Source organism: Microbacterium sp. STF-2, assembly GCF_034650155.1.
Lineage (GTDB): Bacteria > Actinomycetota > Actinomycetes > Actinomycetales > Microbacteriaceae > Microbacterium > Microbacterium maritypicum_A.
Genome location: NZ_JARKMW010000002.1, coordinates 616375 through 640704, shown reverse-complemented (window position 1 = coordinate 640704; position 24330 = coordinate 616375). Strand labels below are relative to the sequence as shown.

General features: G+C 68.7%; 26 protein-coding genes and 1 tRNA gene. 22 read left to right on the top strand and 5 right to left on the bottom strand.

The window, feature by feature from the left end:
• The first annotated feature begins 61 nt into the window (after positions 1-61).
• From MicroSTF_RS17045 to MicroSTF_RS17025, 5 genes are all read left to right on the top strand, one after another.
• Positions 62-1681 carry a sodium-dependent transporter gene (locus MicroSTF_RS17045; protein WP_322957311.1) on the top strand — a complete coding sequence of 540 codons (1620 nt, stop codon included), beginning with the start codon at positions 62-64 and terminating at the stop codon, positions 1679-1681.
• Positions 1678-1812: a methionine/alanine import family NSS transporter small subunit gene (locus MicroSTF_RS17040; RefSeq protein WP_021198173.1), complete on the top strand. Its 135-nt coding sequence runs from the start codon at positions 1678-1680 to the stop codon at positions 1810-1812. Before MicroSTF_RS17045 ends, MicroSTF_RS17040 begins: the two co-directional genes overlap by 4 nt.
• 128 nt (positions 1813-1940) lie before the next feature.
• Positions 1941-2807 (top strand): AraC family transcriptional regulator, encoded by an 867-nt coding sequence (locus tag MicroSTF_RS17035; protein WP_322957308.1) that lies wholly within the window; start codon positions 1941-1943, stop codon positions 2805-2807.
• 106 nt (positions 2808-2913) lie between these two features.
• Entirely contained in the window at positions 2914-3549 is a 636-nt protein-coding gene (locus MicroSTF_RS17030) for a GyrI-like domain-containing protein (RefSeq protein ID WP_297556957.1), read from the top strand.
• Positions 3550-3611: 62 nt separating this feature from the next.
• Positions 3612-4412 (top strand): DUF1206 domain-containing protein, encoded by an 801-nt coding sequence (locus MicroSTF_RS17025; protein ID WP_029259687.1) that lies wholly within the window; start codon positions 3612-3614, stop codon positions 4410-4412.
• A 32-nt stretch (positions 4413-4444) separates the two neighbouring features.
• On the opposite strand, the gene MicroSTF_RS17020 is transcribed toward MicroSTF_RS17025, so the two are convergent.
• Together MicroSTF_RS17020 and MicroSTF_RS17015 are read right to left on the bottom strand one after the other, a co-directional pair.
• The gene (locus MicroSTF_RS17020) at positions 4445-5092 is read right to left on the bottom strand and encodes a LysE family translocator (RefSeq protein ID WP_029259688.1); all 648 of its coding nucleotides are present in this window, start codon (positions 5090-5092) and stop codon (positions 4445-4447) included.
• Between the two features lie 152 nt (positions 5093-5244).
• A complete protein-coding gene (locus tag MicroSTF_RS17015; RefSeq protein WP_297556956.1) occupies positions 5245-5637 on the bottom strand; it encodes a nuclear transport factor 2 family protein in 393 nt (130 codons plus the stop codon).
• Between the two features lie 91 nt (positions 5638-5728).
• Between MicroSTF_RS17015 and MicroSTF_RS17010 the strand changes: the two genes are divergently transcribed.
• From MicroSTF_RS17010 to MicroSTF_RS16975, 8 genes are all read left to right on the top strand, one after another.
• A complete protein-coding gene (locus MicroSTF_RS17010; protein WP_322957302.1) occupies positions 5729-6109 on the top strand; it encodes a helix-turn-helix domain-containing protein in 381 nt (126 codons plus the stop codon).
• 42 nt (positions 6110-6151) lie between these two features.
• On the top strand, positions 6152-7459 hold the full coding sequence (locus MicroSTF_RS17005; RefSeq protein WP_021198166.1) for an aminotransferase class V-fold PLP-dependent enzyme: 1308 nt from the start codon (positions 6152-6154) through the stop codon (positions 7457-7459).
• Positions 7456-7890, top strand: a complete 435-nt coding sequence (gene sufU / locus MicroSTF_RS17000; protein WP_322957300.1) for a Fe-S cluster assembly sulfur transfer protein SufU — start codon at positions 7456-7458, stop codon at positions 7888-7890. Before MicroSTF_RS17005 ends, sufU begins: the two co-directional genes overlap by 4 nt.
• Positions 7891-7906: 16 nt before the next feature.
• Positions 7907-8878, top strand: coding sequence for a GNAT family N-acetyltransferase (locus tag MicroSTF_RS16995; protein ID WP_322957299.1), 972 nt, complete (start codon positions 7907-7909; stop codon positions 8876-8878).
• Positions 8879-8937: 59 nt separating this feature from the next.
• Positions 8938-9579 carry an NADPH-dependent F420 reductase gene (locus MicroSTF_RS16990; RefSeq protein ID WP_029259690.1) on the top strand — a complete coding sequence of 214 codons (642 nt, stop codon included), beginning with the start codon at positions 8938-8940 and terminating at the stop codon, positions 9577-9579.
• A gap of 111 nt (positions 9580-9690) precedes the next feature.
• Entirely contained in the window at positions 9691-10356 is a 666-nt protein-coding gene (locus MicroSTF_RS16985) for a GntR family transcriptional regulator (protein ID WP_029266074.1), read from the top strand.
• Positions 10357-10464: 108 nt separating this feature from the next.
• Entirely contained in the window at positions 10465-10710 is a 246-nt protein-coding gene (locus MicroSTF_RS16980; protein ID WP_021198161.1) for a hypothetical protein, read from the top strand.
• Positions 10707-11570, top strand: coding sequence for a hypothetical protein (locus MicroSTF_RS16975; protein WP_029259692.1), 864 nt, complete (start codon positions 10707-10709; stop codon positions 11568-11570). The genes MicroSTF_RS16980 and MicroSTF_RS16975 overlap by 4 nt, the downstream gene beginning before the upstream one ends.
• 25 nt (positions 11571-11595) lie before the next feature.
• On the opposite strand, the gene MicroSTF_RS16970 is transcribed toward MicroSTF_RS16975, so the two are convergent.
• Positions 11596-12435, bottom strand: a complete 840-nt coding sequence (locus MicroSTF_RS16970) for an SDR family NAD(P)-dependent oxidoreductase (protein ID WP_029266072.1) — start codon at positions 12433-12435, stop codon at positions 11596-11598.
• Between the two features lie 130 nt (positions 12436-12565).
• Here MicroSTF_RS16970 and MicroSTF_RS16965 point away from each other — a divergent pair, with 130 nt between their 5' ends.
• From MicroSTF_RS16965 to MicroSTF_RS16940, 6 genes are all read left to right on the top strand, one after another.
• Positions 12566-13150: an asparagine synthase gene (locus MicroSTF_RS16965; RefSeq protein WP_136025297.1), complete on the top strand. Its 585-nt coding sequence runs from the start codon at positions 12566-12568 to the stop codon at positions 13148-13150.
• 64 nt (positions 13151-13214) lie between these two features.
• Positions 13215-13287, top strand: a tRNA-Arg gene (locus tag MicroSTF_RS16960).
• A 189-nt stretch (positions 13288-13476) separates the two neighbouring features.
• Positions 13477-14937 carry a pyridoxal phosphate-dependent decarboxylase family protein gene (locus tag MicroSTF_RS16955; protein ID WP_322957294.1) on the top strand — a complete coding sequence of 487 codons (1461 nt, stop codon included), beginning with the start codon at positions 13477-13479 and terminating at the stop codon, positions 14935-14937.
• Complete coding sequence (locus MicroSTF_RS16950) at positions 14934-16259, top strand: lysine N(6)-hydroxylase/L-ornithine N(5)-oxygenase family protein (protein ID WP_322957292.1); 1326 nt, start codon at positions 14934-14936, stop codon at positions 16257-16259. The genes MicroSTF_RS16955 and MicroSTF_RS16950 overlap by 4 nt, the downstream gene beginning before the upstream one ends.
• Positions 16256-16837 (top strand): GNAT family N-acetyltransferase, encoded by a 582-nt coding sequence (locus MicroSTF_RS16945; RefSeq protein ID WP_322957289.1) that lies wholly within the window; start codon positions 16256-16258, stop codon positions 16835-16837. Before MicroSTF_RS16950 ends, MicroSTF_RS16945 begins: the two co-directional genes overlap by 4 nt.
• On the top strand, positions 16834-18621 hold the full coding sequence (locus MicroSTF_RS16940) for an IucA/IucC family protein (RefSeq protein WP_322957287.1): 1788 nt from the start codon (positions 16834-16836) through the stop codon (positions 18619-18621). Before MicroSTF_RS16945 ends, MicroSTF_RS16940 begins: the two co-directional genes overlap by 4 nt.
• A 96-nt stretch (positions 18622-18717) precedes the next feature.
• Here the strand turns inward: MicroSTF_RS16940 and MicroSTF_RS16935 are convergent, their stop codons facing one another.
• On the bottom strand, positions 18718-19653 hold the full coding sequence (locus MicroSTF_RS16935; RefSeq protein WP_021198155.1) for a LysR family transcriptional regulator: 936 nt from the start codon (positions 19651-19653) through the stop codon (positions 18718-18720).
• A gap of 71 nt (positions 19654-19724) precedes the next feature.
• On the opposite strand from MicroSTF_RS16935, the gene MicroSTF_RS16930 reads away from it, so the two are divergent.
• Both MicroSTF_RS16930 and MicroSTF_RS16925 read left to right on the top strand, forming a co-directional pair.
• Positions 19725-21455: an L-aspartate oxidase gene (locus MicroSTF_RS16930; protein ID WP_021198154.1), complete on the top strand. Its 1731-nt coding sequence runs from the start codon at positions 19725-19727 to the stop codon at positions 21453-21455.
• A gap of 102 nt (positions 21456-21557) precedes the next feature.
• Positions 21558-22352: an APH(3'') family aminoglycoside O-phosphotransferase gene (locus tag MicroSTF_RS16925; RefSeq protein ID WP_322957283.1), complete on the top strand. Its 795-nt coding sequence runs from the start codon at positions 21558-21560 to the stop codon at positions 22350-22352.
• A gap of 14 nt (positions 22353-22366) precedes the next feature.
• On the opposite strand, the gene MicroSTF_RS16920 is transcribed toward MicroSTF_RS16925, so the two are convergent.
• Entirely contained in the window at positions 22367-22663 is a 297-nt protein-coding gene (locus MicroSTF_RS16920) for a hypothetical protein (protein WP_029259698.1), read from the bottom strand.
• Between the two features lie 126 nt (positions 22664-22789).
• Here MicroSTF_RS16920 and MicroSTF_RS16915 point away from each other — a divergent pair, with 126 nt between their 5' ends.
• The gene (locus MicroSTF_RS16915) at positions 22790-24286 is read left to right on the top strand and encodes an L-serine ammonia-lyase, iron-sulfur-dependent, subunit alpha (RefSeq protein ID WP_029259699.1); all 1497 of its coding nucleotides are present in this window, start codon (positions 22790-22792) and stop codon (positions 24284-24286) included.
• The last annotated feature ends 44 nt before the right edge of the window (positions 24287-24330 follow it).

Sequence of the window (24330 nt, the reverse complement as noted above, 5' to 3'; positions counted from 1 at the left end):
GATCGGCTCGTGTCTGTGTCCGACCCGACGTTCGGCTCGACCCTCAGGTAGCCTCGTCCGCATGGCCACCGCAGCGACGCAGACCCACAAACGTGAAGCCTTCGGCTCGCGCAATGTGTTCATCCTCTCGGCGATCGGCTCCGCGGTCGGCCTCGGGAACATCTGGCGGTTCCCCTACGTCGCCTACGAAGGCGGTGGCGGAGCCTTCCTGATCCCGTACCTGTGTGCTCTGCTCACGGCCGGTATCCCGCTGCTGTTCTTCGACTACGCGATCGGTCACCGATTCCGTGGGTCGGCGCCGCTGGCGTTCCGTCGCATGCACCGTGCGGCCGAGCCTCTCGGCTGGTGGCAGGTGCTCATCTGCGTCGTGATCGCGGTCTACTACGCGGTGATCATCGCCTGGGCGGCGATGTACACGTGGTTCTCGGCCCAGCTCACCTGGGGCGCGGGCAACGAGAACGACTTCTTCTTCATCGACTTCCTGCGATCGGCGGACGTCGCCGAGGTCGGTGTATCGACCGATTTCGTCCCGCAGGTCGGCATCCCGCTCGTCGTGGTCTGGCTGATCGTGATCGTCATCATGGCGCTGGGCGTCAAGCGCGGCATCGGCCGGGCGAACATGATCCTGATGCCGCTGCTCACCGTGATGTTCGCGATCCTCGTGGTGCAGTCCCTGTTCCTCCCGGGAGCCATGGACGGCCTCAACGCCTTCTTCACCCCGAACTGGGAGGCACTGGCCGACCCCGGCGTCTGGGCATCCGCCTACGGACACATCTTCTTCTCGCTCTCCGTCGCCTTCGGCATCATGGTGACCTACTCGTCCTACCTGAAGCGGAAGACCGATCTGACCGGTTCCGGGCTCGTGGTGGCCTTCGCCAACTCCGGTTTCGAGATCCTCGCCGGCATCGGCGTCTTCGCGGCGCTGGGATTCATGGCGCAGGCGCAGGGAACGGAGGTGGCCGGTGTCGCGTCCTCCGGAATCGGCCTCGCCTTCATCGCCTTCCCCACGATCGTCTCGCAGGCCACGGGAGGGTCGATCATCGGTGTGCTGTTCTTCGGAGCCCTGGTGTTCGCCGGCGTCACCTCCCTCATCTCGATCCTCGAGGTGATCGTGGCCGCACTGCAGGACAAGCTGGGATGGGCGCGCGTGCGCACGACCCTCACGGTCGCGATCCCGTTGGCGATCATCTCGATGGCGCTCTTCTCGACGACCACGGCCCTGTCGGTGCTCGACACGGCCGATGCCTTCGTCAACTCCTTCGGCATCATGGCGGTCGCGCTGGTGGCGGTGATCATCGTGGCCTGGCTGCTGCACAAGCTGCCGGTGCTGGTCGAGCACCTCAATCGGCGTTCGAGTTTCCGGGTGGGCACCGTCTGGAAGGTGCTCGTCGGGGTTCTCGCGCCGGTCGTTCTCGGATACCTCTTCGTCAGCGAGCTCATCGCGAAGACCTCCGAACCGTACAGCGGCTATCCCGCCTGGTTCCTCGCCATCTTCGGCTGGGGGATGGTCATCGCCCTGGTCGTCCTGGCGCTGATCCTGTCGGCGCTGCCCTGGAGCACGCGCTCGCATGCGAAGGACGACCCCGAGTACGACGAGTTCCTCTCCGAGGAGCACTACGAACCGGATACCGAGACCTCGGCGATACCGGTAGTCGGCACGACGAAGGGAGCCGGCGCATGACTCCGATCGCGATCGTCATGATGATCGTCGCCATGGTCACGGTGTGGGGTGGCCTGATCGCCGGGATCGTCAACCTGGCGCGTCATCCCGAGGAATCGGAGACCGAACCGGCGCCGCCCGTCGAACTCTGACGTCGATCGAGCGCTGACGTCGATCGAGCTCTGGCGCCGATCGAGTGCGGGCACTGATCGCATCGGACCGCAGAAGTCGGGTCGCGAGGGGTGCGCGACGGTGACGATGGTGAGGAAAGGAGGACCTCATGATCGGCACGCTGAACGCCTTGATCGACATGGTCGACGCGGGAGACCCGGGTCAGGAGATCGACCTGGCCTCGTTCTCGCATGAGCACGGGACCACCGAGTATCACCTGCGCCGGATGTTCTCGGCACTCGCGGGCATGCCGTTCTCGGAATACGTGCGTCGTCGTCGGATGACCCTCGCCGGGGCGGAGCTCGCTGCGGGTGCCGCGAGTCTGCTCGACGTGGCCGTGCGCCACGGGTACGGGTCGGTCGAGGCATTCGGACGCGCGTTCCGGGCTGTGCACGGCATCAGCCCGGCCGATGCGCGCCGTGACGGGGGTCCTCTCCGCACTCAACCCACGCTCCGGTTCCGCCTGAGCGTCGAAGGGAGAATCCCCATGGACGTCACCATCACCACCCGGCCCGCGTTCGTCCTCGCCGGTCATGCCGCCGAGGTCCCGTTGATCCACGAGGGCGTCAATCCGCACATCCAGGAGCACATCGCCGCGATCCCGTCCGAGGAACACGCGCGCCTCAAGGGTCTCGGCGACGCCGAGCCGTCGGGGATCCTGGCCGTCACGGCCGATATCGAACCGGACGCACCGGAGGGCACGCTGCTCACGTATCTGCACGGCGTCGCCCTGCAGAGCACTACTCCCGTTCCGGATGACCTCGACTCCCTTCCCCTCGAAGCCGGTTCCTGGGCGGTCTTCGCGGCCCAGGGCCCGTTCCCCGAGACGCTGCAGGATCTGTGGGCCGCCACAGCGACCGAGTGGTTCCCGTCGAACCCCTGGAGGCTTCGTCCCGGTCCCTCGATCGTGCGCTACCTCGAGTTCCGGGGTGACTCCGCGTCGTGCGAGCTCTGGCTTCCGGTCGAGCACGGCTGACGCAGGCCCGAGGGCGGGCGGGCGTCCGCGCACCACCCGCGCTCGCCTCGCCGCACCGTGTCCGACGCCCGTGCGACACTGGGCGCACGATCAAGGAGGGCACGTCATGGCGGCGATCGATCCCAAGAAGACGCTCGACGCGTATCGCGCGAAGAGGGGAGAGTTCCGCATCGTCGAGGTGCCGCCCCTGCAGTATCTGATGATCGACGGGGCAGGCGACCCGAACACCGCACCCGCGTACCGGGAGGCCGTGTCCGCCCTGTTCCCGGTGGCCTATGCGCTGAAGTTCGCGAGTCGGAACGAGCTCGGCGTCGACACGGTGGTGATGCCGCTCGAAGGACTCTGGCATGCACCGGACATGGAGTCGTTCACCTCGCGCCGCGACAAGTCGGCGTGGATGTGGACGATGATGATCATGGTCGGCGACCACATCACCGGGGCGATGTGCGCGGCTGCGGTGGAAGCCGTCGCGAAGAAGGCGGCGAAGAAGAAGGAGTCGATTCCGGCACTGGAGTCCGTGCGGTTGGAGACGCTCGACGAGGCCACCTGCGTGCAGACGCTGCATGTCGGCCCGTTCGACGACGAAGGTCCGGTGCTCGACGATCTGCATCACCGCTTCATCCCCGAGAACGGGCTGCAGATGCGAGGACTCCATCACGAGATCTACCTGAGCGATTTGCGTCGCGTCGATCCGGCGAAGCTGCGCACGATCCTCCGGCAGCCGGTCATGCCGCGCGCCTGAGCGGTGGATACCGGGAAAGCAAGCCCCTCCTCGGCTTCCGGTGCGACGGATACGCTTCAACGATGAGCACGGTCAAGAATGCGGCACGCGTCGCCAAGAGGTCGTCGACGTTCCGACGGATCGCCCGTGCCGGGTTCGTCGTCCTGGGTCTCATCCACGTCATCATCGGCTCGGTGGCGATCTCCATCGCGGCGGGCGCCTCCGGTGACGCCGACCAGGACGGGGCGATGGAGCAGATCCGCCAGAGCCCGATCGGAGGGCTGCTCCTCGTGCTCGTGGCCACCGGGCTGATCGCGCTTGCCGTATGGCAGATCGCCAGTGCCTTCCTCGCCGCCGACCCGGCCGAGACGAAGAAGTGGGGTCAGCGCGTCAAGCTCTTCGGCATCGCCGCCGCGTACCTCGTCGTCGGAGGCATGGCCCTGATCTACGCGGTGGGTGGCAACGCCGACTCGGAGACGGCCTCGAAGACCTTGAGCGCGGTGCTGCTCTCGGCGCCGGGCGGCGTGGCCCTGCTGGTCGTCGTGGGGCTCTCGGTCGTCGGGGTGGGGGTCGGGTTCGTCGTCGGCGGTTTCACCCGCGGCTTCGAGAAGCTGCTCGACCTGCCATCGGGGGTCGCTCGCGGGGGCATCGTGACGCTGGGAGTGATCGGCTACTTCGGCAAGGGCATCGCGGTGGCCGTGACCGGGGTGCTGTTCGTGGTCGCCGCCGTGACACAGGACCCGGAGAAGGGCGCAGGGCTCGACGCTGCTCTGCACAGCCTGCTCGAGCTGCCCCTGGGAGGACTCGTCCTGGGGCTGGTCGGCGCAGGCTTCGCGGTCTACGGCGTCTTCTGCATCGCTCGGGCCCGCTTCGCTCGCATGTGACCTCAAGGCACGTGTGAGCGTTCAGGCCGCACTCAGGCGGTCGCGGGCTTCTCGCTCCACACCAGAAGGAACGCTCCGAGAGCGATCATCAGTCCGCCGCCTGTCGCGCCCATCGCCTCGATGCGTCGTGGGGAGCGACCGAACCAGTCGCGGGCGGCACTCGCGAGGAGCACCCACACCGCGTCGCACGTCACACCGATGGTGACGACGATCGCCCCGAGCAGGAAGAGCTGCGCGGGGACGGAACCGGCATGCAGATCGACGAACTGGGGCAGGATCGCGAGGAAGAAGGCGATGGACTTCGGGTTGGTCACGCCGACGACGAAGCCTTCGCTGAGGAGTCGCCAACCCGAGCGCCGTGCCGGTGCCGAGAACATGGCCCGCGCCGCATCCTTCCGGTGCCTGATCGCCTGGATGCCGAGGAAAATCAGGTAACCGGCGCCGAGCACCTTGACGATCGTGAACAGCACGATCGACTGTGCGATCACGGTGCCGACGCCGAGCGCGACGGCCACGACGAGGACGATCGACCCGACGGCCGTGCCGAGGATGCTGAGGAACCCGCCCCAGCGCCCCAGCACCATGGCCCGGCCGATCGTGAACAGCACCGTCGGCCCGGGAATCACGACCATGACGAACGCGGCGACGACGAAGGCGAGCAGCGTGTCCGGGGCGATCATGGGATGAGCCTAGAGGCGCGGGCGCCGGGCGGTCGAGGCCCGGCCACCCGGCGCTGCCGGATCAGGTGCTGTCGGAGACGGTGCTGCCGGATCCGGTGCTGTCGGAGACGGTGCTGCCGGATCCGGTGCCCTCGATCAGACGGTGCCCTCGATCAGACGGTGCCCCAGAAGCGGTCCTCCGCGTCCTGGTCCTCGCTGATCAACCAGACCTCGACGATGCGGTCATCGGCGACGCGGAAGACGTCGACGCCGTGCTGGTCGAGGTCGTCGCGCCCTTCGCGCTGGGCACGGAAGCGCACGGTCGCTGAGACGAGTGCGCCGCTCTCGGTCGCCGATTCGGTCTCGAGGGCGAAGGTTCCGCCGCTCAGCTGCATGAACCGGCCGAGGTGCGCGAGGATCGCGTCGGGACCGACATGGTTCCCCGAGACCTGGCTCTCTCCGGGCTGGTGCCAGACGGCGTCCGCGTGGAAGGTCGCGGCCAGCGCCTCCATGTCTCCGGCGGCCATGGCCGCACCATACTGTCCTACGACGTCGATTGCCGACATGATGCTCCTCCTGGATGGGTCGGTACTGTGGAGCATCCAGCGTCTCGACCGGGACGCGGTTACTTCAACGTCACCGGGGAAGGAGCGGCGGATGTCGCGCACATGGACGGTGTTCTCCGCCAGTTGCCCGTCGCGCGCGTCCCTCGCCCGCATCGCGAACAAGTGGACTGCGATGATCGTCGTCCTCCTGCACGAGCAGCCGCTGCGCTTCGGCGAGCTGCACAGCCGGATGGACGGGATCACGAAGAAGGTGCTCGTCGACACACTCCGCGCCCTCGAACGCGATGGGATGCTCGAGCGGGCGGTCGGTGACGACGGTCATCCCCGGTACCGACTCACCCCGCTCGGGCGGACCCTGCACGAGCCGCTCCAGGCGCTGCAGTTCTGGGCGGAGTCGCACGTGGAGGATGTCCGCGATGCGCAGGACCGCTACGACGAGGCCGCCGACGCGAAGACGCTCGACGGGCGCTGACGCCTGCGCCCACCCCCTGCTCACAGGTGGGAAACTGGAACGATGAGCGTTTCTCCCGGTGTCGACCTGATCGCCCCCTTGAACGAGGCCGAGGTGCGGCGCATCCGCGGGGACTTCCCGATCCTGGGAGCGCAGGTGCACGGGCATCCGCTCGTGTATCTCGACTCGGGGGCGACGTCGCAGCGCCCGACCGCGGTGCTCGACGCCGAGCGTGACTTCGCGACCTCCATGAACTCCGCGGTGCACCGTGGCGCGCACACGCTCGCCGCCGAGGCGACCGAGCTCTTCGAAGACGCGCGCGCCGCCGTCGCCCGATTCGTGGGCGCCGCCGACGACGAGATCGTCTGGACCTCGAACGCGACCGAGGCGATCAACCTCGTCGCGTACTCGCTGTCGAACGCGTCGCTCGGGCGCGGGGGAGCGGCCGCCGAGGGGCTCCGTCTCCGCGAAGGCGACGAGATCGTGACCACAGAGATGGAGCACCACGCGAACCTCATCCCGTGGCAGGAGCTGGCGGCGCGCACCGGCGCGACGCTGAAGGTCATACCCCTCGACGACCACGGGGGCCTGCGGCTCGACGTCGCGGCAGAGCTGATCACCGCCCGTACGAAGCTCGTCGCGTTCACCCATGTCTCCAATGTGCTCGGTGTCGTCAACCCCGTCGATCAGCTCGTCTCGCTCGCGCGCGAGGTCGGCGCACTGACGCTGCTCGACGCCTGCCAGTCGGCACCCCACCTCCCGCTCGACGTGCGTGCCCTCGGGGTCGACTTCGCCGTGCTGTCCGGTCACAAGATGCTCGGACCGACCGGCATCGGCGCCCTCTACGGTCGGCGCGAGGTGCTGGCAGCGATGCCCCCGTTCCTGACGGGCGGTTCGATGATCACCACGGTGACCACGACCGAGGCCGAATATCTGCCGCCGCCCCAGCGCTTCGAAGCGGGAACGCAGCGCGTCTCGCAGGCGATCGCGCTCGCCGCGGCCGTGGGATACCTGACCGAGGTGGGGATGCCGCGCATCGCCGCGCACGAGGCCGCGTTCGGCCGCCGTCTCGTCGACGGGCTGAGCGCGATCGACGGCGTGCGTGTGCTCGGCGCCGGTATCGACCTGCCCCGCGTCGGCCTCGCGAGCTTCGACGTCGAGGGCATCCACTCGCACGACGTGGGCCAGTTCCTCGACGACCGCGGCATCGCCGTGCGCGTCGGCCACCATTGCGCGCAACCGCTGCACCGCCGCCTGGGTGTGACCTCCTCCACCAGGGCCAGCACCTACCTGTACACGACCGAGGCCGAGGTGGACGCCGTGATCGAGGGCGTCGCCGGAGCGATCGACTTCTTCCGGAGGGGCGCATGAGCGACCTGCAGAACCTGTACCAGGAGCTGATCCTGGACCACTCGCGCACGCCGCACGGCTATGGACTCCGCGACGAGATCCCCGCGCAGTCCCACCAGCTGAACCCGACCTGCGGTGACGAGATCACCCTGCAGGTGCACCGCGATGCCGACGGCAGCGTCGAGGCGATCGCCTGGGAGGGGCACGGCTGCGCGATCTCGCAGGCATCGGCCTCTCTGCTGGCGGAGCTCGCGGAAGGACTCAGCATCGAAGACCTCGAGGTGCGCATCGCGGCCTTCCGCGAGGCGATGCGATCCCGCGGCACGATCGAACCGGATGAAGAGCTCCTCGGTGATGCCGCTGCCCTCGGTGGGGTGTCGAAGTACGTCGCGCGCGTCAAGTGCGCCATGCTCGCCTGGGTCGCCGCGGAAGACGCGCTCACGCGCAGCTGAGGTGCAGGATGGACGCATGTCCCTGCACCTGACGCCCCTCCCCGCCACGCGCTTCGAGGCGTGGGCGACAACCGCACGGCAGCGCCTGATCGACCGGAACAGGGAGTCGGGGCGACGCCTCGGCGCGGACGCTGTCGGGCACGTCGAGCAGGTGTTCGGCGACCTGTTCCCGGAGGGCGGTGCGACCTCGACGACGCGGGTCATGCGCATCGTCGACGATGCGGACGGCGAACTCGGAACACTCGTGCTGGCCCTGAGCGGACAGAAGATGCTCCTGCTCGACCTCGACCTCGACCTCGACCTCGACGTCGACCTCGGCGGTGCCGAGACGCTGAGCGATGCCCAGAACGAAGGGCTGCTCGCGCTCCTGCTCCCGATCGCGCGTGACATGGGCGCCACCCAGATCGGGGCGCAGCTCTTTCCGCAGGACACGGCCGGATGGGTATTCGCCGAACAGGGCGGATTCGAGGTGGCCTCGATCCAGATGGTGCTCGAACCGCTTCCGGTGCGCGACCTCGCTTCCCGCGTCGAGGTGTCGCCGATGACCGCGGAACGTTTCCCCCGCTTCGCGGCAGCGTCAGAGGAAGGGTTCGCGCACGACCTCGTCGCGTCGGGGCGCTACACGTCCGAGGAGGCGATCGCCGAGTCGCATCGCCAGATGGTCGAGGAGCTTCCCGACGGGCTCGATACCGAAGGACAGGAATTCTTCACCGCTGCTGTCGACGGAACCGAGGTCGGCATCCTGTGGTTCGGGATGCGGCGGCGTGACGGTCGTCCGCAGGCGTTCATCCTCGACATCGAGGTGGCCGCGGATCAGCGCCGGAAGGGATACGGACGCGCGTTGATGCACGCCGCCGAGAGAGAAGCCCGCAGGCTCGGCGCGGACTCGATCGGGCTGCATGTCTTCGGCTTCAACACGGGGGCCGTCGACCTGTATGAGCAGCTCGGCTACCGCCGCACCGAGGAGAGCCTGCTGCGCGAGGTCTGAGCCACGGTCACGCGAGCACTCGACGGGAATAGCCCTGAGCGCGAGGCGTTGGGGCCAACATGACAACTCTCGGAATCATCGGTGCAGGACACATCGGCAGCCAGGTCGCGCGCGTCGCGGTCGCGAACGGCTACGACGTGGTGATCGCCAACTCGCGTGGACCGGAGACACTCGCCGACCTGGTCGCCGAGCTCGGGCCCAGGGCTCGGGCCGCGACGGCGCAGGACGCGGCCGCTGCCGCAGACGTGGCCGTCGTCACTGTGCCCCTCGGCGCGATCGACCAGCTCCCGGCCGAGCAGCTCGCGGGCAAGATCGTCCTCGACACCAACAACTACTACTTCGAGCGGGACGGACACATCGAAGCCCTCGACAAGGGGGAGACCACGACGTCCGAGCTGGTGCAGCGTGCGCTCCCCGGCGCGAAGATCGCGAAGGCGTTCAACCACATCTTCGCCTCGGAGATCACGTCCGACGGAACGCCGGCCGGCACCCCCGACCGTCGCGCGCTGGCCACGGCCGGCGATGACGTGGAAGCCGTGGCCTTCGTGACGCGCTTCTACGACGAGGCCGGCTTCGACACCGTCAACGTGGGTCCGCTCAGTGAGTCCTGGAGGGTCGAGCGCGACCGCCCGGCGTATGTGGTGCGGCAGACTGCCGAAGAGCTCACGGCGAACCTCGCGATCGCGAACCGCCTGCCCTGAGCGTCGTCGGGGGCGAGGGAGGAGCCCTCGTCCCCGCCCGGGCCGCCGCCGCTGCGAGGGCTTGGGATACCAAAAGTTGAGGAACACCGCCGGGAGTGCGAGAATGCCCAGATGGCGGGGGCTATAGCAGGAGGCGGCGAACTCGAGTCGGTGAGGGTCACGCGCATCCTTCGCGATGACATCATCCTCGGGCGGCGGATGCCGGGGTCGCGCCTGGTGGAGCGCGACATCGCGGCAGAGCTCAATGTGTCGCGACTTCCGGTCCGGGAGGCCATCCGCACGCTCGTCGCGGAGGGGATCGTCGTCGCCCGTCCCCGCACCTGGGCAGTCGTGCGGGAGTTCACCCATCGGGACATCCAGGACTTCGCCGAGGTGCGCGAGGCCATCGAGACGCTGATCTTCGTGTTCGCCGCCGAGCGGCACGACGAGGCCGGTATCGCCCGGATCCGCGAGGTCTACGAGCGTGAGCTCGCGGCCGCGAAGGCGCAGGATTCCGAGGCTGCGAGGGTGGCCGCAGCGGAGTTCCACGAGGTCGCCGTCGAACTCGCGGCGAACGAGATGCTCGGAGAGCTCATCGCCGTGTTCCTCACGCGTCTGCGCTGGTTGTTCGGTCAGCACGACGATCTGCTCGCGATGGCGGACGAGCATCGCATCATCCTCGAGGCGATGACTGCGCGTGACACCGAGGCATTGCGCCGGATCGTCCCCGCGCACCTCGCCAGTGGTCAGTCCGCAGCCGAGCGACGCCTCGCCGAGAACAGTGACCTGACGGCCTGAGCTGCCGGTTCGCCCTGACGCAGGTCGGGGGACCGCAGAGTCGGCTCCGGTTGTATATTGGGGCGATCGGAGTCGGTCCGGAACTGTTGCGCTGTCCTGGGGAGCGAGATGCGGAGTCTTGCTGTCGCGGTCGGATGCCTGTTGCTCGTCGGCGGGATCACGCTCGTCGCGATCGCGGATCAGGAGCGCATGGCGTCGATCGCCGCGGTCAAAGCGGAGATCGCACGCGTCGAAGGCGCGCTGGACACGTCGCGCGGCGAGAACCGGGAACTCGCCGAGAAGCTCACCGCCCTGCGGTCGAAGCTCGCTGAGCAGGACGCGCAGATCGCCGACACGACGGGGTTCCTGCCGTGATCCGCCGGGTGCTGGCCGTCACCCTCGCCGCCGCGGTGCTACTCATCTCGGGGATGATCGGCAGAGCTGACGCCCTCGAGCACGAGAGAACGACCGCTGTCGCACAGCTCGTCGCACTGAACGGCCAGTATCGCGACGCCGGCCAGCGCACCGACTACCTCGACGGGGCCGTCGAACGCGCAGAGCAGGAGACCGCCGATCGCGCCGCCGTCCTCGCGCTGCGGCCCGCCTTCCTCGCCGAGGTAGAAGCCCTGACCGCCGCACTCCAGGGGGCCGAAGGTCGGGTGGACACGGCCGCGCACCGCGCCGCCGCCCTGTCGGCACAGCAGGCCGTCGCCGCCGAGAAGGAGAACCCCGATACCGTCGCGGCGGCCACGGCGACCCTGCACGCGCTCACGGAGAAGGTGGGCACAGAGGTCGCGTCCTGGCAGGCGGCACAGAGCTCGGGTCCCGGAGGGCCGATGTGGTCGTCGAGCGGTCCGGAGGGATACGCGCGGGTGCGGGCAGCCCTCGACCTCGTCGGTGGTGGGGGCGTGGGACTCTACGAGTCCTCGTCGTGTGCGGGCGGGAACGCCCCGGCATGCGCGAACAGCAACGGATACATCAAGTACCGCGCCGACATCGCGACCTGGAGTGCCGGCCGGTTGAACTGGGCGATGGCGCATGAGCTCGCGCACATCTACCAGTTCCGCGTATGGGGCGCGCTCACCTCATCCGGGGCGTACGGGGCGCTGTTCGGCGGTGACCCGGAGTTCCTCGCGAACTGCATGGCCGTGGTGCGGGGCTATCCCGGATCGGTCGGCTGCAACGGCGACCAGCAGGCGTGGGCCTCGGCCATCTGGGTGGGCACCGTCCGCTGAGCGGGAGCCTGTCGCCGGCGTCGCCTCAGGTCGCCGGCGTCGTGGTGTCGATCGCCGCGCGCAACGGGCGACGCATCACTCGCCAGTAGGAGGCGGGAGCGATGCGGGTGAGCACGTCGATCAGGCGGGCTTCTCGCCCGACCATCGTGCGCGCAGCCCGTCGTTCGGTCGCCCGCACGATCCGGGCCGCGGCATCGGTGGGCTCGGTGTGGTACATCGCGGCCTGCGCGGCAGCGGCCCGGGCCGCCACCTCCGGGTCGATCGCCGCGGCGTAGCGACCGTGCAGGATGATCCCGGTGCGCACCCCCGCAGGGTAGACGGCTCCGACGCTCACCGAGGTGCCCTCGAGCTCGTGCCGCAGAGCCTCGGAGAACGCGCGCACCGCGAACTTGCTGACCGCGTACGGGATGCGGCCGGCGGGGGCGGCGAGTGCGTAGACGCTCGCCAGGTGCGTGATGTGCGCGGCCGGCGCGGCGCGGAGCGCGGGGAGAAGGGCTTTGGTGACCGAGACCGTTCCCCAGAGGTTCACGTCGGTGAGCCAGCGCATCTCCTCCATGGTGAGCTGGTCGATGTCGCCGAGCATCGACGAGCCGGCGCACGTGATCAGGGCGTTGATGCGCGGGTGGGCCTCGGTGATGTCGGCGGCGGTCGCGAACACGGCCTCGTCGTGGCGGAGGTCGACGACATGCGTCGTCACGCGCACGCCCTGCAGTTCGGCCGCGATCGTCGCGAGTGACGCGGCGTCGTGGTCGATGAGCGCGACGTGCACTCCCCGAGCCGCCAGCAGGCGTGCGATATCCGCGCCCATCCCGTTCGCCGCTCCGGTGATCACGGTGGTGCTGCCGGTGAGTTCGAGGTGCTTCATTGCTCTCCTGCACGGCGCGATCCTGGTGCGAACCCGCGGATGTCGGATGGGTGGGGCAAGCTGATTCCGAACCATTCTGGCCGACACCGGGCTGCAGTGATACCGGTACGCTCAAGGAGAGGAGGTACCGGTGGGACGGACAGCGGATGCCATCGCCGAGGGCGTTGCGATCGCGACCGCTGCGGCGCGCCTCGCCGTGAAGAACCACATCCTCATCGGCACCATCGCCGAAGACGGCGTCTTCGACACGGACAAGTACATCGACGACGCGCGTGAGGCGCTTCGTGCCATGGCCGAGGAGTCGGAAGAGGCGGCCGCCACCGTCACCGCGTTGCGCAAGAGGGCGAGGGGCCGGCACTCCGATCCGGTGGGGACGCACGACTACCGCGACCGCGATGTGCGCAACCTCCGCCGACGTGCCAAGCAGTCCACCGGCGTTGCCGTGCGCCTGCGAGAGATCATGCAGGACCGCGATCGGCTCGCCGAGATCGTCGAGGAGGCGCGTGACGCCGCCTGGGCGGATGTGCGCCACAACCTCGACCGCCGACTGCGGGTCGAAGGCATGCGCCCGGATCAGGATCCCGACTACAACCGCATGCGCGAAGCGCGGATGCAGGCCCTTCGACTCGTCGATCTGCAGGCGCTCTCGTCGGAGCAGAGGGCCAAGGCCAAGCGCCGGAAGAAGCAGCAGAAGGCCGCGTCGGTGGAGGACTGAGGCCTCGTTTCGCTTTCGCGTCGGGACTGTTGTAGGCTGTTCTACGGCCCGCTGAGCGGGCTGGGCGCCCGTAGCTCAATGGATAGAGCATCTGACTACGGATCAGAAGGTTAGGGGTTCGAGTCCCTTCGGGCGCACACTGTGTTGAGACAGTGAAGGAACGGCTTCCACTTCGGTGGGGGCCGTTTCTGCGTTTCTGCCCGCTGTCATCGGTCCTCGATGCTGCCGCATCCGCCCACGTCCGCATCCGCCCACGTCGCGAGTTTTTCTATACAGTCCAAAAATCATATGTAGGATAGGCAAACCTAACTTAGGAGTTGTCCATCGTGACTGAGTTGCTCACTTCCTCGACCGTCGACGTCTACCGCTCCCAGATCGCACGCACGGCGTCTCGGGTGGCCGCAAGGTTCACCGAAACCACACAACCCACTTCCGGCGCCTCGCTCGCAGAACTGCAGAATCTCGTCGATCGGGTCGACCTCGCCGGCTCCGGCATCGGCACCGCGTCGGCCATCCGTGAGATCGATGATCTCTTCCTCGCCCACGCCGTGTGGTTTCACCACCCCCTGTATGCGGCGCACCTGAACTGCCCGGTGGCGCTCCCCGCCGTCGCGGCCGAGACGATCCTCGCCGCGGTCAACACCTCGGTCGACACCTACGATCAGTCGACGGTGGGCACGCTGATGGAGCGTCGGCTGATCGAGGCCGTGACGGGATGGGTGGGGTTCGCCTCGGGCGACGGCATCTTCACCTCCGGGGGCACGCAGTCGAACCTCCATGCGCTGTTCCTCGCCAGAGAGGCGGCACTGGCGGCGGTCGGCGGCTCGCGTACGACGTCGATGTCTCGCTTGGTCGTCTTCGCCACGGCATCCAGTCATTTCAGCGTCGGCAAGTCGTCGCTGCTGCTCGGCCTCGCCGACGATGCGGTCATCGAGGTGGCCGACGACAGCGCAGGGCGGATGCTTCCGGCTGACCTCGATGCGGCGGTCTCTGCGGCTGTGGCGGAGGGACGGGTGCCCATCGCCGTCGTCGCCACCGCAGGCACGACGGACCGCGGCGTGATCGACCCGCTCGCGAGCATCGCCGCGGTGTGCGACGCCCGCGGTCTGTGGCTGCACGTCGACGCTGCCTACGGAGGAGGACTCCTGGTCTCGTCCCGGCGCCGGCACCTGCTTGCAGGCATCGAACGGGCACGGTCCGTCACCGTCGATTTCCACAAGAGCTTCTTCCAGCCCGTCTCCTCCAGCGCCCTGCTCGTGCGCGACCCCCGGGATCTGGTTGCGGGCGCCTGGCACGCCGATTACCTCAACCCGCGGGAGAACGACGAACCCAATCAGGTGGACAAGTCGCTGCAGACCACGCGCCGTTTCGACGCGCTGAAGCTGTGGGCGACGCTCCGATCGATGGGGACGGCGCAGGTCGGCGAGCTGTTCGACGCGGTCATCGATCTCGCCACGGCCGCCAGCGATCTGGTCGACGCCGATCCCGAACTCGAGCTGGTGGGTCGCACCCAGCTCAGCACCGTGCTCTTCCGCGCGCGTCCCGGGGATGTGCCGCCCGCAGTGCAGGATGAGCTCGTCGCGGGGGTCCGGCGCGTGCTCTTCGAATCCGGCCGTGCACTCGTCGCGAAGACGGTGATCGACGGACGGCCCTGCCTGAAACTGACTCTCCTCAACCCGGAAGCCACCCTCGACGACGTCCGAACGATCCTGGACATCGTGAAGGACGCGGCGACTGCTCTCGCGGGCATATCGCCGGATCTCGTCGCCGCGGAGGCGACGGCATGACCGCGCACGTGCACGACGTCGTCGGCATCGGCATCGGCCCGTTCAACCTGGGGCTCGCGTGTCTCGCGGATCCGCTCGGGGTGGACGCGGTGTTCCTCGACCGTGCGGAATGCTTCCGATGGCACCCCGGGATGATGATCGAGGGCTCGACCATCCAGGTGCCGTTCCTGGCCGACCTGGTCACCATGGCCGATCCCACCTCGCGCTTCTCCTTCCTCAACTGGTTGAAGCAATCGGGGCGGCTCTACCCGTTCTACATCCGTGAGAGCTTCTATGCGCTGCGTACCGAATATGACGCGTACTGCCGCTGGGCGGCCGAGCAGCTGCACCAGCTGGACTGGAATCACGAGGTCGTGCGGGTCGAGCATGACCCTGTCGACGACGTCTACATCGTGCAGGCGATGCGCACCGACACCGGCGAGGAGCGCACACTGCGCGCCCGACACGTCGTCGTCGGGGTCGGCACGAGCCCCACGATCCCGACGGCTCTCCGCGACATCTCCGGCCGTGCCGTGCACAGCTCGGCATACCTGGAGAATCGTGATGCGCTTCGTGCGACGGATTCGATCACGGTGGTCGGCAGCGGCCAGTCGGCGGCCGAGATCTACCGCGATCTCCTCGAGGGTGCGCGCGACGGCGGCTATCGTCTCGACTGGATCACCCGGTCGCCGCGGTTCTTCCCCATGGAGTACACGAAGCTCACCCTGGAGATGACCTCACCGGAGTACACCGATCACTTCCATGGCCTTCCCCTCGCGCTGCGGCAGCACCTGAGTCGGGAGCAGCGGAGCCTCTACAAGGGCATCTCCGCCGACCTCATCGACGACATCTACGACACCCTCTATCGGCTCAGCGCCGAAGGTCCAGTGCCCACGACGCTCCTCGCCGATACCGAGGTCACCGCCGCCGAGTGGGACGGCGTGCGCTTCCGGCTCTCGTTGCGGCACGGCCAGCTCGGAGAGCAGCACGACAGGGAGACGGCCTCGCTCATCCTCGCCACGGGGTACTCTGCCCAGACGCCGCCTTTCCTGCAGGGCATCGCCGAGCGTCTGGACTGGGATGCCCTGGGCAGGATGGACGTCGCGCGCGACTACAGCGTCGACGGCGGACGGGCGCGGGTCTTCGTGCAGAACGGTGAAGAGCACACCCATGGGTTGACCGCCCCGGACCTCGGCTTCGGCGCCTGGCGCAACTCGTCGATCCTCTCGTCGATCCTCGGTCGAGACGTCTACCCGATCGAGCGCCGCATCGCGTTCCAGGACTTCGGTGTCCCCGCCGATGCCCTCCGGGAGTCCACCGTGCCCGGGGCGGTCGTGCGATGACGACGACGACCGGGATCGGAGTATCGCTCACCGTCGCCAGCCCCCTTCGGGACGCGGCTATCCTGCACCGCTGGCTGGCCGATCCCCATTCGGCGTACTGGGGCATGACCGACCTGGACGTCCCCGCCGTCGCGGCCCATCTCGCCGCTGTCGATGCTGATCCCGCCCAGCAGGCGTGGCTCGGGCTGGTCGACGAGGTCCCGCTGTTCTACGCCGAGACCTATGACCCGGCGCAGGTGCTGCTGACAGAGGTCCACGACGCGGTGCCGGGCGACATCGGCATGCACGTCCTGGTGTCGCCTCCGGGCGAGGACCCCCGACACGGGCTGACCGATGCGGTGTTCGCCGCCGTGATGTCGTGGTGCTTCGATGAGCTCGGCGCGGAGCGCGTGGTCGTCGAACCGGATGTGCGCAACGCGCGCATCCGCGCGAAGAACGTGCGCGCCGGCTTCGAAGAGGTGCGCCACGTCGTCATCGACGAGGGCGGGCACCTCAAGACCGCGATGCTCTCGGTGTGCACCCGCGCCGGCTTCGCGGCGTCCGAACTGATCCGCCTCGACCGAGAGGGACGCGCATGATCGCCCCCGCCGCCCACCTGACGATCGATTCGCTGGAGCGCGCACAGCGTCACCTGGTGGCCAAGGCTCTCGCGGAGTTCAGTCACGAACGGCTGATCGCCCCGGAGCCCTCCGGCGATGGTTGGCGCGTCGGTGTGCCTTCCTCCGCCGTCGAGTACCGGTTCCGCGCCATGCGTACCGAGCTGGAGCACTGGATCATCGAGGAGAGCAGCGTCCGTCGCCTCATCGACGGTGCGGATGCCGAGCTGGACGCGCAGCAGCTGATCCTCGAGCTGCAGTCGACCCTCGGCCTGTCGGATGAGCTTCTCCCGTTGTACCTGGAAGAGATCGCCTCCACGCTCGCCGGCTCGATGTTCAAGATCGCGCGGGGTGGGCCGTCGGCGCGGGAGCTGGCCGGCGCCGACTTCCAGACGATCGAGGCGGCGATGACCGAGGGGCACCCTGGTTTCGTCGCGAACAACGGGCGCATCGGCTTCGGTGTCTCGGATCATGCCACCTTCGCTCCCGAGGCCGCCCGGTCGTTCCGCCTGGTGTGGGTCGCCGCGCGGCGGTCAGCATCGCATCTGGCCCTCGGCGCCGATCTCACCGAGGAGACCCTGCTTTCGGGCGAGTTGAGTCCGACCGAACGCGATCGCTTCGCCACCCGTCTTCGCGACCTCGGCGAGGAGCCGGCCGACTTCCACCTGCTGCCGGTGCACCCGTGGCAGTGGGAAAACCGCGTGACCATCACCTTCGCTCCCGACCTCGCCCGACGCGACCTCGTCTACATCGGCGAGAGCGAAGACGACTACCGCGCCCAGCAATCGGTGCGCACCATGTTCAACGTCTCGCATCCGCATCGGCACTACGTGAAGACGGCTCTCGCTGTGCAGAACATGGGGTTCCTTCGGGGGCTCTCTCCGGCGTACATGCGCGTCACACCCGCGATCAACGACTGGGTGGCCGAGCTCGTGGCCGCCGACCCGACATTCGCGGATGCCGGCTTCCGAGTGCTCCGGGAGCGCGCGTCGATCGGCTACACGGGCGACGTGTACCACCGCACCGCACAGCCGTCCGCCCACCGCAAGATGCTGGCCGCCCTCTGGCGTGAGAGCCCTGTGCCGTTGGCAGCCGGGGCTGAGCGACTGGCGACTCTGGCGTCGCTCCTGCATCGCGACAGCGAGGGCGTCTCGGTGGTCACCACGCTCATCCGTGCTTCCGGTATCCCCGCGACCGCGTGGGTCCACCGGTTCCTTCGCGCGTATCTCCGGCCGATCGTGCACAGCCTGCTGGCCCACGATCTCGCGTTCATGCCGCACGGCGAGAACCTCATCCTCATCCTCGAGGGGAACGTGCCGACCGGTGTGTTCATGAAGGACATCGGTGAGGAAGTGGCGCTCCTGTCCGAGCGCACGCTGCCGGAGGAGGTGCGACGCATCGTCGCCCCCGTCGGCGACGAGGAGAAGGCGCTCGCCGTCTTCACCGACGTCTTCGATGGGGTGCTCCGGCACCTGGCGGGCATCCTCCACATCGACGGCACCCTGACTGAGGGGGACTTCTGGCGCCTGGTCGGAGAGACGGTCGATGAGCATGCCGATGGGCATCCCGACCTCGAGTCACTCGTCGATCTGCGGGCCGATGCATTCGCCCATTCGTGCCTGAATCGTCTGCAACTGCGCAACACGCTGCGCATGGTGGACCTCGCGGACCAGTCCGCTTCCCTCATGTACGCCGGAACGCTCGACAATCCCATCGGTCGGGCGCGCAGCTCGTCGCCCATTCCGCTGTCGACCCAGGGAGGGTGAGCGGATGACCAGCGGTGGTTCGCGACGTCCTCGGCATCCCGCGCATCCGGGCGATGGATGTGCGGGACCGTGGATGTGCGGTCTCGCGGAGCGCGATCAGAGCAGGCTGGTGATCGCCGGGTCGCGGTCGGCGACGTCCGCGGCGGTGGCGACGATCACCTGGCGGATCGCGGCGACGGCGACGGCCGGCGTGACGTCTGCACGGTGGGCGAGGCTCACCGTGCGGGTCATCATGGGGTGCGTCAGTCGCACCGAACGAAGAGCGGGGCGATCGAGCAGAACCATGGCCGGCACCACCGCGACGCCGACGCCGCGCTCGACGAAACGCAGCACCGCATCCATCTCGGCGCCCTCGAGCACATGGGTGGGTCGGAGTCCCTCGGCGCGGAAAGCCGCATCGGTGGTGGCTCGAAGCTCGTAGGTCTCGTCGAGGGCGATCAGGGGGAGGGTGGCGAGGTGGTGAAGCGTCATCGACGCCGAACTCGACACCGGTGGCTCGCTCGCGGCCGAGACGACGACCAGCTCCTCGGTGAGGAGCGGGGTCCGCGTCAGGCTGAATCCAGAGGGAGGAGGTCCTTCGGACTCGGTGATGAGGGCGATGTCGACGGCGCCGACCGCGAGCTCCTCGACGAGCCGGCGAGAGCCGCTCTCCGTCAGGTGCAGATCGATGCCGGGATGCGCGGAATGGAAAGCGCGGATGGCCTCGGCGACCAGGCTGATGCAGAGTGTCGGAGGGGCGCCCAGGCGCACGCGTCCACGGCGGAGTCCGGCCAGCTCGCCCATCTCGTCACGGATGGCGTCGGCCTCGGCGAGCATGCGCTGCGCGCGGGGGAGGAGGGTCTCGCCGGCGGCTGTCAGCGCGATGTGGCCGCGTGCGCGGTGGAACAGTTCCGCGCCCAGTTCGCGTTCGAGCGTGGAGATCTGCCGGCTCAACGACGGTTGCGCCAGATGCAGGTGCTCGGAGGCGCGGGTGAAGTGTCCGAGACGCGCGACCTCGACGAACCCGCGGAGTTGCTCGAGGTTCATGACCATAGCCTACCCGCATCGTTTCAACTCGAACTATGCATTGGAGTTATTAGGATCCCCTAACTAGCGTGGATCGCATGGCTACGCGCGAACGACAGATATCCACCACGGTCCTCGTCATCGGCACTGGGGGGTCGGGTCTGCGGGCGGCGATCGAGATCGCCGAACACGGCGTGGACGTGCTCGCCGTGGGGAAACGACCGCGGCAGGATGCGCACACGTCGCTCGCTGCCGGCGGCATCAACGCGGCACTCGGCACGATGGATGCCGACGACAGCTGGCAGCAGCACGCAGCCGACACCATCAAGGAGAGCTACCTGCTCGCCAACCCGCACACCGTCGAGATCGTGACGCAGGGTGCCGAGCGTGGCATCCGCGACCTCGAGCGCTGGGGCATGGACTTCGCCCGCGAAGACGACGGCCGCATCTCGCAGCGCTTCTTCGGCGCCCACACCTTCCGCCGCACCGCGTTCGCTGGCGACTACACGGGCCTCGAGATCCAGCGCACCCTCGTGCGCAAGGCCGAGCAGCTCGAGGTCCCGATCCTCGACCACGTCTACATCACGCGCCTGCTCGTGCGCGACAACGTCGTGTTCGGCGCCTACGGCTTCGACCAGGCCGACGGCACCCGCTACCTCATCCACGCGGACGCCGTGATCCTCGCCGCGGGCGGACACAACCGCATCTGGCGCCGCACCTCGTCCCGCCGCGACGAGAACACCGGCGACTCCTTCCGTCTCGCGGTGGACGCCGGCGCGCGGCTCCGCGACCCCGAACTCGTGCAGTTCCATCCGTCGGGCATCATCGAGCCGGAGAGCGCAGCGGGAACCCTGATCTCCGAGGCCGCACGCGGTGAAGGCGGAATCCTCCGCAACGCCCTCGGCGAGCGATTCATGGCGAAGTACGACCCCGAGCGCATGGAGCTCTCGACCCGTGACCGCGTCGCGCTCGCCGCATACACCGAGATCCAGGAAGGGCGCGGCACCGAGAACGGCGGCGTCTGGCTCGACGTCTCGCACCTGCCGCGCGAGACGATCATGACCCGTCTGCCGCGCGTCTATCAGACGATGATGGAGCTGCAGATGCTCGACATCACGACCGATCCGATCGAGATCGCGCCGACCGCGCACTACTCGATGGGCGGCGTCTGGGTGCGTCCGGAAGACCACCAGACCGACGTCGACGGCCTCTATGCGATCGGCGAGGCGTCGAGCGGTCTGCACGGCGCGAATCGTCTCGGCGGCAACTCGCTCATCGAACTCCTCGTCTACGGACGCATCGTCGGTCAGGCGGCAATGGAGCATGCGGCGGGGCTCGACGCGCAGCGCCGGTCGGCGACCGCGGTGGCGGAAGCGCGGGCCGAGATCGACCATCTGCTGGCGGCGGAGGGGCGCGAGAACGTCCGTGCCCTGCAGCGCGCGATCCGCAACCTCATGACCGAGTACGCCGGTGTGGTGCGCTCGGAGGAGGGGCTGCGCGCCGGTCTCGCCGACCTCGACATGATCGAGGGGCGCATGGAGGACATCGGCATCCACCCCGACATCGCCGGGTTCCAGGATCTCGCGCATGCGTTCGACCTCAAGGCATCGGCACTCGCCGCCCGGGCCACCCTCGAGGCCGCGCTGGAGCGGCGGGAGACCCGCGGATGCCACAACCGCAGCGACTTCCCCGACACCGATCCCACGTTGCAGGTGAACCTGGTGTGGTCGCCGAAGGACGGCGTGACCCGTGAGGCGATCCCAGAGATCTCGCCGGAGATCGCGGAGCTCATGCGCGAGGTCGACACCGCGGGCAAGCTCGTCGAGTAAGAGCACACAGCGGCTGCTTCCGGTCGCACCTGCTGTCGTCCCGTCGACGATCGGGCAGCATCAGGTGCGACCGGAGCGGGTCCGGTGCGGGAGGATGAGCAGATGCACATTCCCGCAGAACTGCTCCCCGATGGTGCGGACTGGCTGCCCGTGGAGAGCGGCGAGTCGGGCGCGGCTGTGCTTCGCGATGAGGCCGGTGGGCGATACGTCAAGGTGGTCCCCTCGTCGCAGGCGGACGAACTGGCGGCCGAGCGCGACCGGATCGCATGGCTCGCGAGCGTCGGCATCCCCGGTCCGTCGGTGATCGAGTGGCGTCTCACCGCGCACGGCGGTGCCCTCGTGACCTCTGCGGTGGAGGGAGTCCCCGCCGACCGGCTCGATGCGGCCGGTCTGCGTGCGGCGTGGCCGGCGATCGCCGACATCCTGCGGCGTCTCCACGCCGTCCCGGTGTCCGACTGCCCCTACGGCCGGGGAGTGGACGGGATGATGACGGCAGTCAGAGCGACGGTCGCCGAGGACCGGGTGCAGACCGAGTTCCTGCCCGTCGCGCTGCAGGATGTGCCGCCGTCGCGGATCCTCGCCGACCTCGAGAGCGAGCTCCCGCGACGGATCGTCCAGGAGCAGGCAGAAGCGGTGGTCTGCCACGGCGACTTCTGCCTGCCGAACATCCTGATCGCGCCCGACGGCTCGCACGTCGCCGGACTCATCGATGTCGGCCGGCTCGGGCGTGCCGACCCCTACGCCGACATCGCCCTGCTCCTGGCGAACGCCCGCGAGACGTGGCCCGACGAGAGCACCGCCCGTCGGGCGGACGAGGACTTCGCTGCGCGGTACGGCATCGATCTCGACTCTGCCCGTCAGGACTTCTACCTGCGGCTCGACCCGCTGACTTGGTAGCGCGGTCGCGGGTCTCAGCCGGCCTGCGGCTCTTCCGTGTCGACCACGCCGATGCCGACCGCCTCGTGATCGGGCTCGGGCTCGTCGCGCTTCGGGGCCTTGGGTTCCTCGCCCGGGGCCTTCTCGGTGCTCGGCTCTTCGAGCTCATCGGTGCTGGGCACTTCACTCGGGTCGGCGTCTTCGGGGGAGTCGGCTTGTGCCGGTGTCGTGACCTCGCCGTCGCTCGTGTCGGAGGTCGGGGTGGGAGTCGGAGTCTGCGCCTCGGCGGAGAGCTCGTCGGTGGGCTCGGGCTCGGGAGTGCTGTCGGTCACGGGGACCCCTTTCGATGATGTCGTCCGCTCAGGATGCCTCGGCGGCGGATGGGGCTGTAGGGGGTTGACGGGACGGCGAGTTAACCTCGGTGAACCGAAGTCGCCGATCCGGCGTAGCCTGGAGGGGTGACTGCGTACGTCTCGGCCTTCGACCTCTTCTCCATCGGAGTGGGGCCTTCGAGCTCCCATACGGTCGGACCGATGCGAGCGGCTCTCGACTTCGCACGACGACTCACTGCGACGGGCGTCCTGCCGCAGGTCACCCGCATCGGAAGCACACTGTACGGCTCGCTCGGCGCGACGGGAATCGGGCACGGGACGCCGGATGCCGTCGTCGCCGGCCTCCGCGGACTCGCGCCGGAGACCTGCGACCCCGCCGAGGTGCGCTCGGCCTGGACCGACCTGCCGGCACAAGCCGTGATCCGCATCGACGGCGCGCACGACGTGCCCTTCGCGAAGGAGGACATCGTCTTCGCGCCGCGCACCCGGCTTCCCGGTCACCCGAACGCCATGACCATCACCGCCTGGGACTCCGCGGAGCAGGTCGTCGCCGAGGAGACCTACTACTCGGTGGGCGGCGGGTTCATCCGGCGCGATGGCGAGGAGGCGAAGCTCACGACCTCGGGATTCCCGTACTCGTACGCGGATGCCGCGTCGCTGCTCGCACTCTGTGACGAGAACGGACTCTCGATCGCCGAGGTGGCCCGACTCAACGAGACCTCGCTGCGCAGCGAGGAAGAGGTCGCGGCCGGCCTCGACGCGATCTGGGACGCGATGTCGGGGTGCGTGGATGCGGGTCTCCACGCCGACGGCACGCTTCCCGGCATCCTCAAGGTCAAGCGGCGGGCCGGAGTGATCCGCGGCCAGCTCGAAGAGGTCGAGGCCGACGGCCATCGTGAGCTTCCGGGTGAGTGGCTCGGCGCCTTCGCGCTCGCCGTCAACGAGGAGAACGCCGCGGGTGGCCGCGTGGTCACGGCGCCGACGAACGGTGCCGCCGGAATCCTCCCGGCCGTCGCGATGTACTGGTGGCGGTTCCTCGCCGACTCCGGACTCGGGGCGGGCAACGCGGTCACGCCCTACGGCGAGCTGGTCGGCAGCGCACTCCTCGGGTTCGAGTCGGACGTGCGCGCGGTGAGCGACGGGAGCGACCTCGACGAGGAGCAGACCGCCGAGGCGAACCGTCGCCGTGGCATCCGCCGCTTCCTGCTGACCGCGACGGCCCTCGGGTCGTTGTTCAAGGCCAACGCGTCGATCTCCGGGGCGGAGGGCGGATGCCAGGCCGAGGTCGGCTCCGCCTGCGCCATGGCAGCCGGCGGCCTGACGGCGGTGATGGGCGGCACGAACCGCCAGATCGAGAACGCCGCCGAGATCGCGATGGAGCACCACCTCGGTCTCACGTGCGACCCCATCGGCGGACTCGTGCAGATCCCGTGCATCGAGCGCAACGCGATCGCCGCGTCGACGGCCGTGACCGCCGCCCGCCTCGCCCTGCGCGGCGACGGCAGCCATTACGTCTCCCTGGATGCGGTCGTCGAGACCATGCGCCAGACCGGGGCCGACATGTCGACGAAGTACAAGGAGACCAGCGAGGGCGGCCTCGCGGTCAACGTCATCGAGTGCTGACGGTCCTCGGTCGCGCGGGTGTCCCCGGATGCCGGTAGCCTCCA

Excerpts from the sequence above, each read along its gene's own strand:
- MicroSTF_RS16990 (WP_029259690.1), top strand. The coding sequence starts at position 8,938 with ATGACAACTCTCGGAATCATCGGTGCAGGACACATCGGCAGCCAGGTC.
- MicroSTF_RS17030 (WP_297556957.1), top strand. The coding sequence starts at position 2,914 with ATGGCGGCGATCGATCCCAAGAAGACGCTCGACGCGTATCGCGCGAAG.
- MicroSTF_RS16940 (WP_322957287.1), top strand. The coding sequence starts at position 16,834 with ATGATCGCCCCCGCCGCCCACCTGACGATCGATTCGCTGGAGCGCGCA.
- MicroSTF_RS16935 (WP_021198155.1), bottom strand. The coding sequence starts at position 19,653 with ATGGTCATGAACCTCGAGCAACTCCGCGGGTTCGTCGAGGTCGCGCGT.
- MicroSTF_RS16925 (WP_322957283.1), top strand. The coding sequence starts at position 21,558 with ATGCACATTCCCGCAGAACTGCTCCCCGATGGTGCGGACTGGCTGCCC.
- MicroSTF_RS17035 (WP_322957308.1), top strand. The coding sequence starts at position 1,941 with ATGATCGGCACGCTGAACGCCTTGATCGACATGGTCGACGCGGGAGAC.
- MicroSTF_RS16945 (WP_322957289.1), top strand. The coding sequence starts at position 16,256 with ATGACGACGACGACCGGGATCGGAGTATCGCTCACCGTCGCCAGCCCC.
- MicroSTF_RS16930 (WP_021198154.1), top strand. The coding sequence starts at position 19,725 with ATGGCTACGCGCGAACGACAGATATCCACCACGGTCCTCGTCATCGGC.
- MicroSTF_RS17010 (WP_322957302.1), top strand. The coding sequence starts at position 5,729 with ATGTCGCGCACATGGACGGTGTTCTCCGCCAGTTGCCCGTCGCGCGCG.
- MicroSTF_RS17040 (WP_021198173.1), top strand. The coding sequence starts at position 1,678 with ATGACTCCGATCGCGATCGTCATGATGATCGTCGCCATGGTCACGGTG.
- sufU (WP_322957300.1), top strand. The coding sequence starts at position 7,456 with ATGAGCGACCTGCAGAACCTGTACCAGGAGCTGATCCTGGACCACTCG.
- MicroSTF_RS17005 (WP_021198166.1), top strand. The coding sequence starts at position 6,152 with ATGAGCGTTTCTCCCGGTGTCGACCTGATCGCCCCCTTGAACGAGGCC.
- MicroSTF_RS17020 (WP_029259688.1), bottom strand. The coding sequence starts at position 5,092 with ATGATCGCCCCGGACACGCTGCTCGCCTTCGTCGTCGCCGCGTTCGTC.
- MicroSTF_RS16950 (WP_322957292.1), top strand. The coding sequence starts at position 14,934 with ATGACCGCGCACGTGCACGACGTCGTCGGCATCGGCATCGGCCCGTTC.
- MicroSTF_RS16970 (WP_029266072.1), bottom strand. The coding sequence starts at position 12,435 with ATGAAGCACCTCGAACTCACCGGCAGCACCACCGTGATCACCGGAGCG.
- MicroSTF_RS17045 (WP_322957311.1), top strand. The coding sequence starts at position 62 with ATGGCCACCGCAGCGACGCAGACCCACAAACGTGAAGCCTTCGGCTCG.
- MicroSTF_RS17015 (WP_297556956.1), bottom strand. The coding sequence starts at position 5,637 with ATGTCGGCAATCGACGTCGTAGGACAGTATGGTGCGGCCATGGCCGCC.
- MicroSTF_RS17025 (WP_029259687.1), top strand. The coding sequence starts at position 3,612 with ATGAGCACGGTCAAGAATGCGGCACGCGTCGCCAAGAGGTCGTCGACG.
- MicroSTF_RS16985 (WP_029266074.1), top strand. The coding sequence starts at position 9,691 with ATGGCGGGGGCTATAGCAGGAGGCGGCGAACTCGAGTCGGTGAGGGTC.
- MicroSTF_RS16980 (WP_021198161.1), top strand. The coding sequence starts at position 10,465 with ATGCGGAGTCTTGCTGTCGCGGTCGGATGCCTGTTGCTCGTCGGCGGG.
- MicroSTF_RS16995 (WP_322957299.1), top strand. The coding sequence starts at position 7,907 with ATGTCCCTGCACCTGACGCCCCTCCCCGCCACGCGCTTCGAGGCGTGG.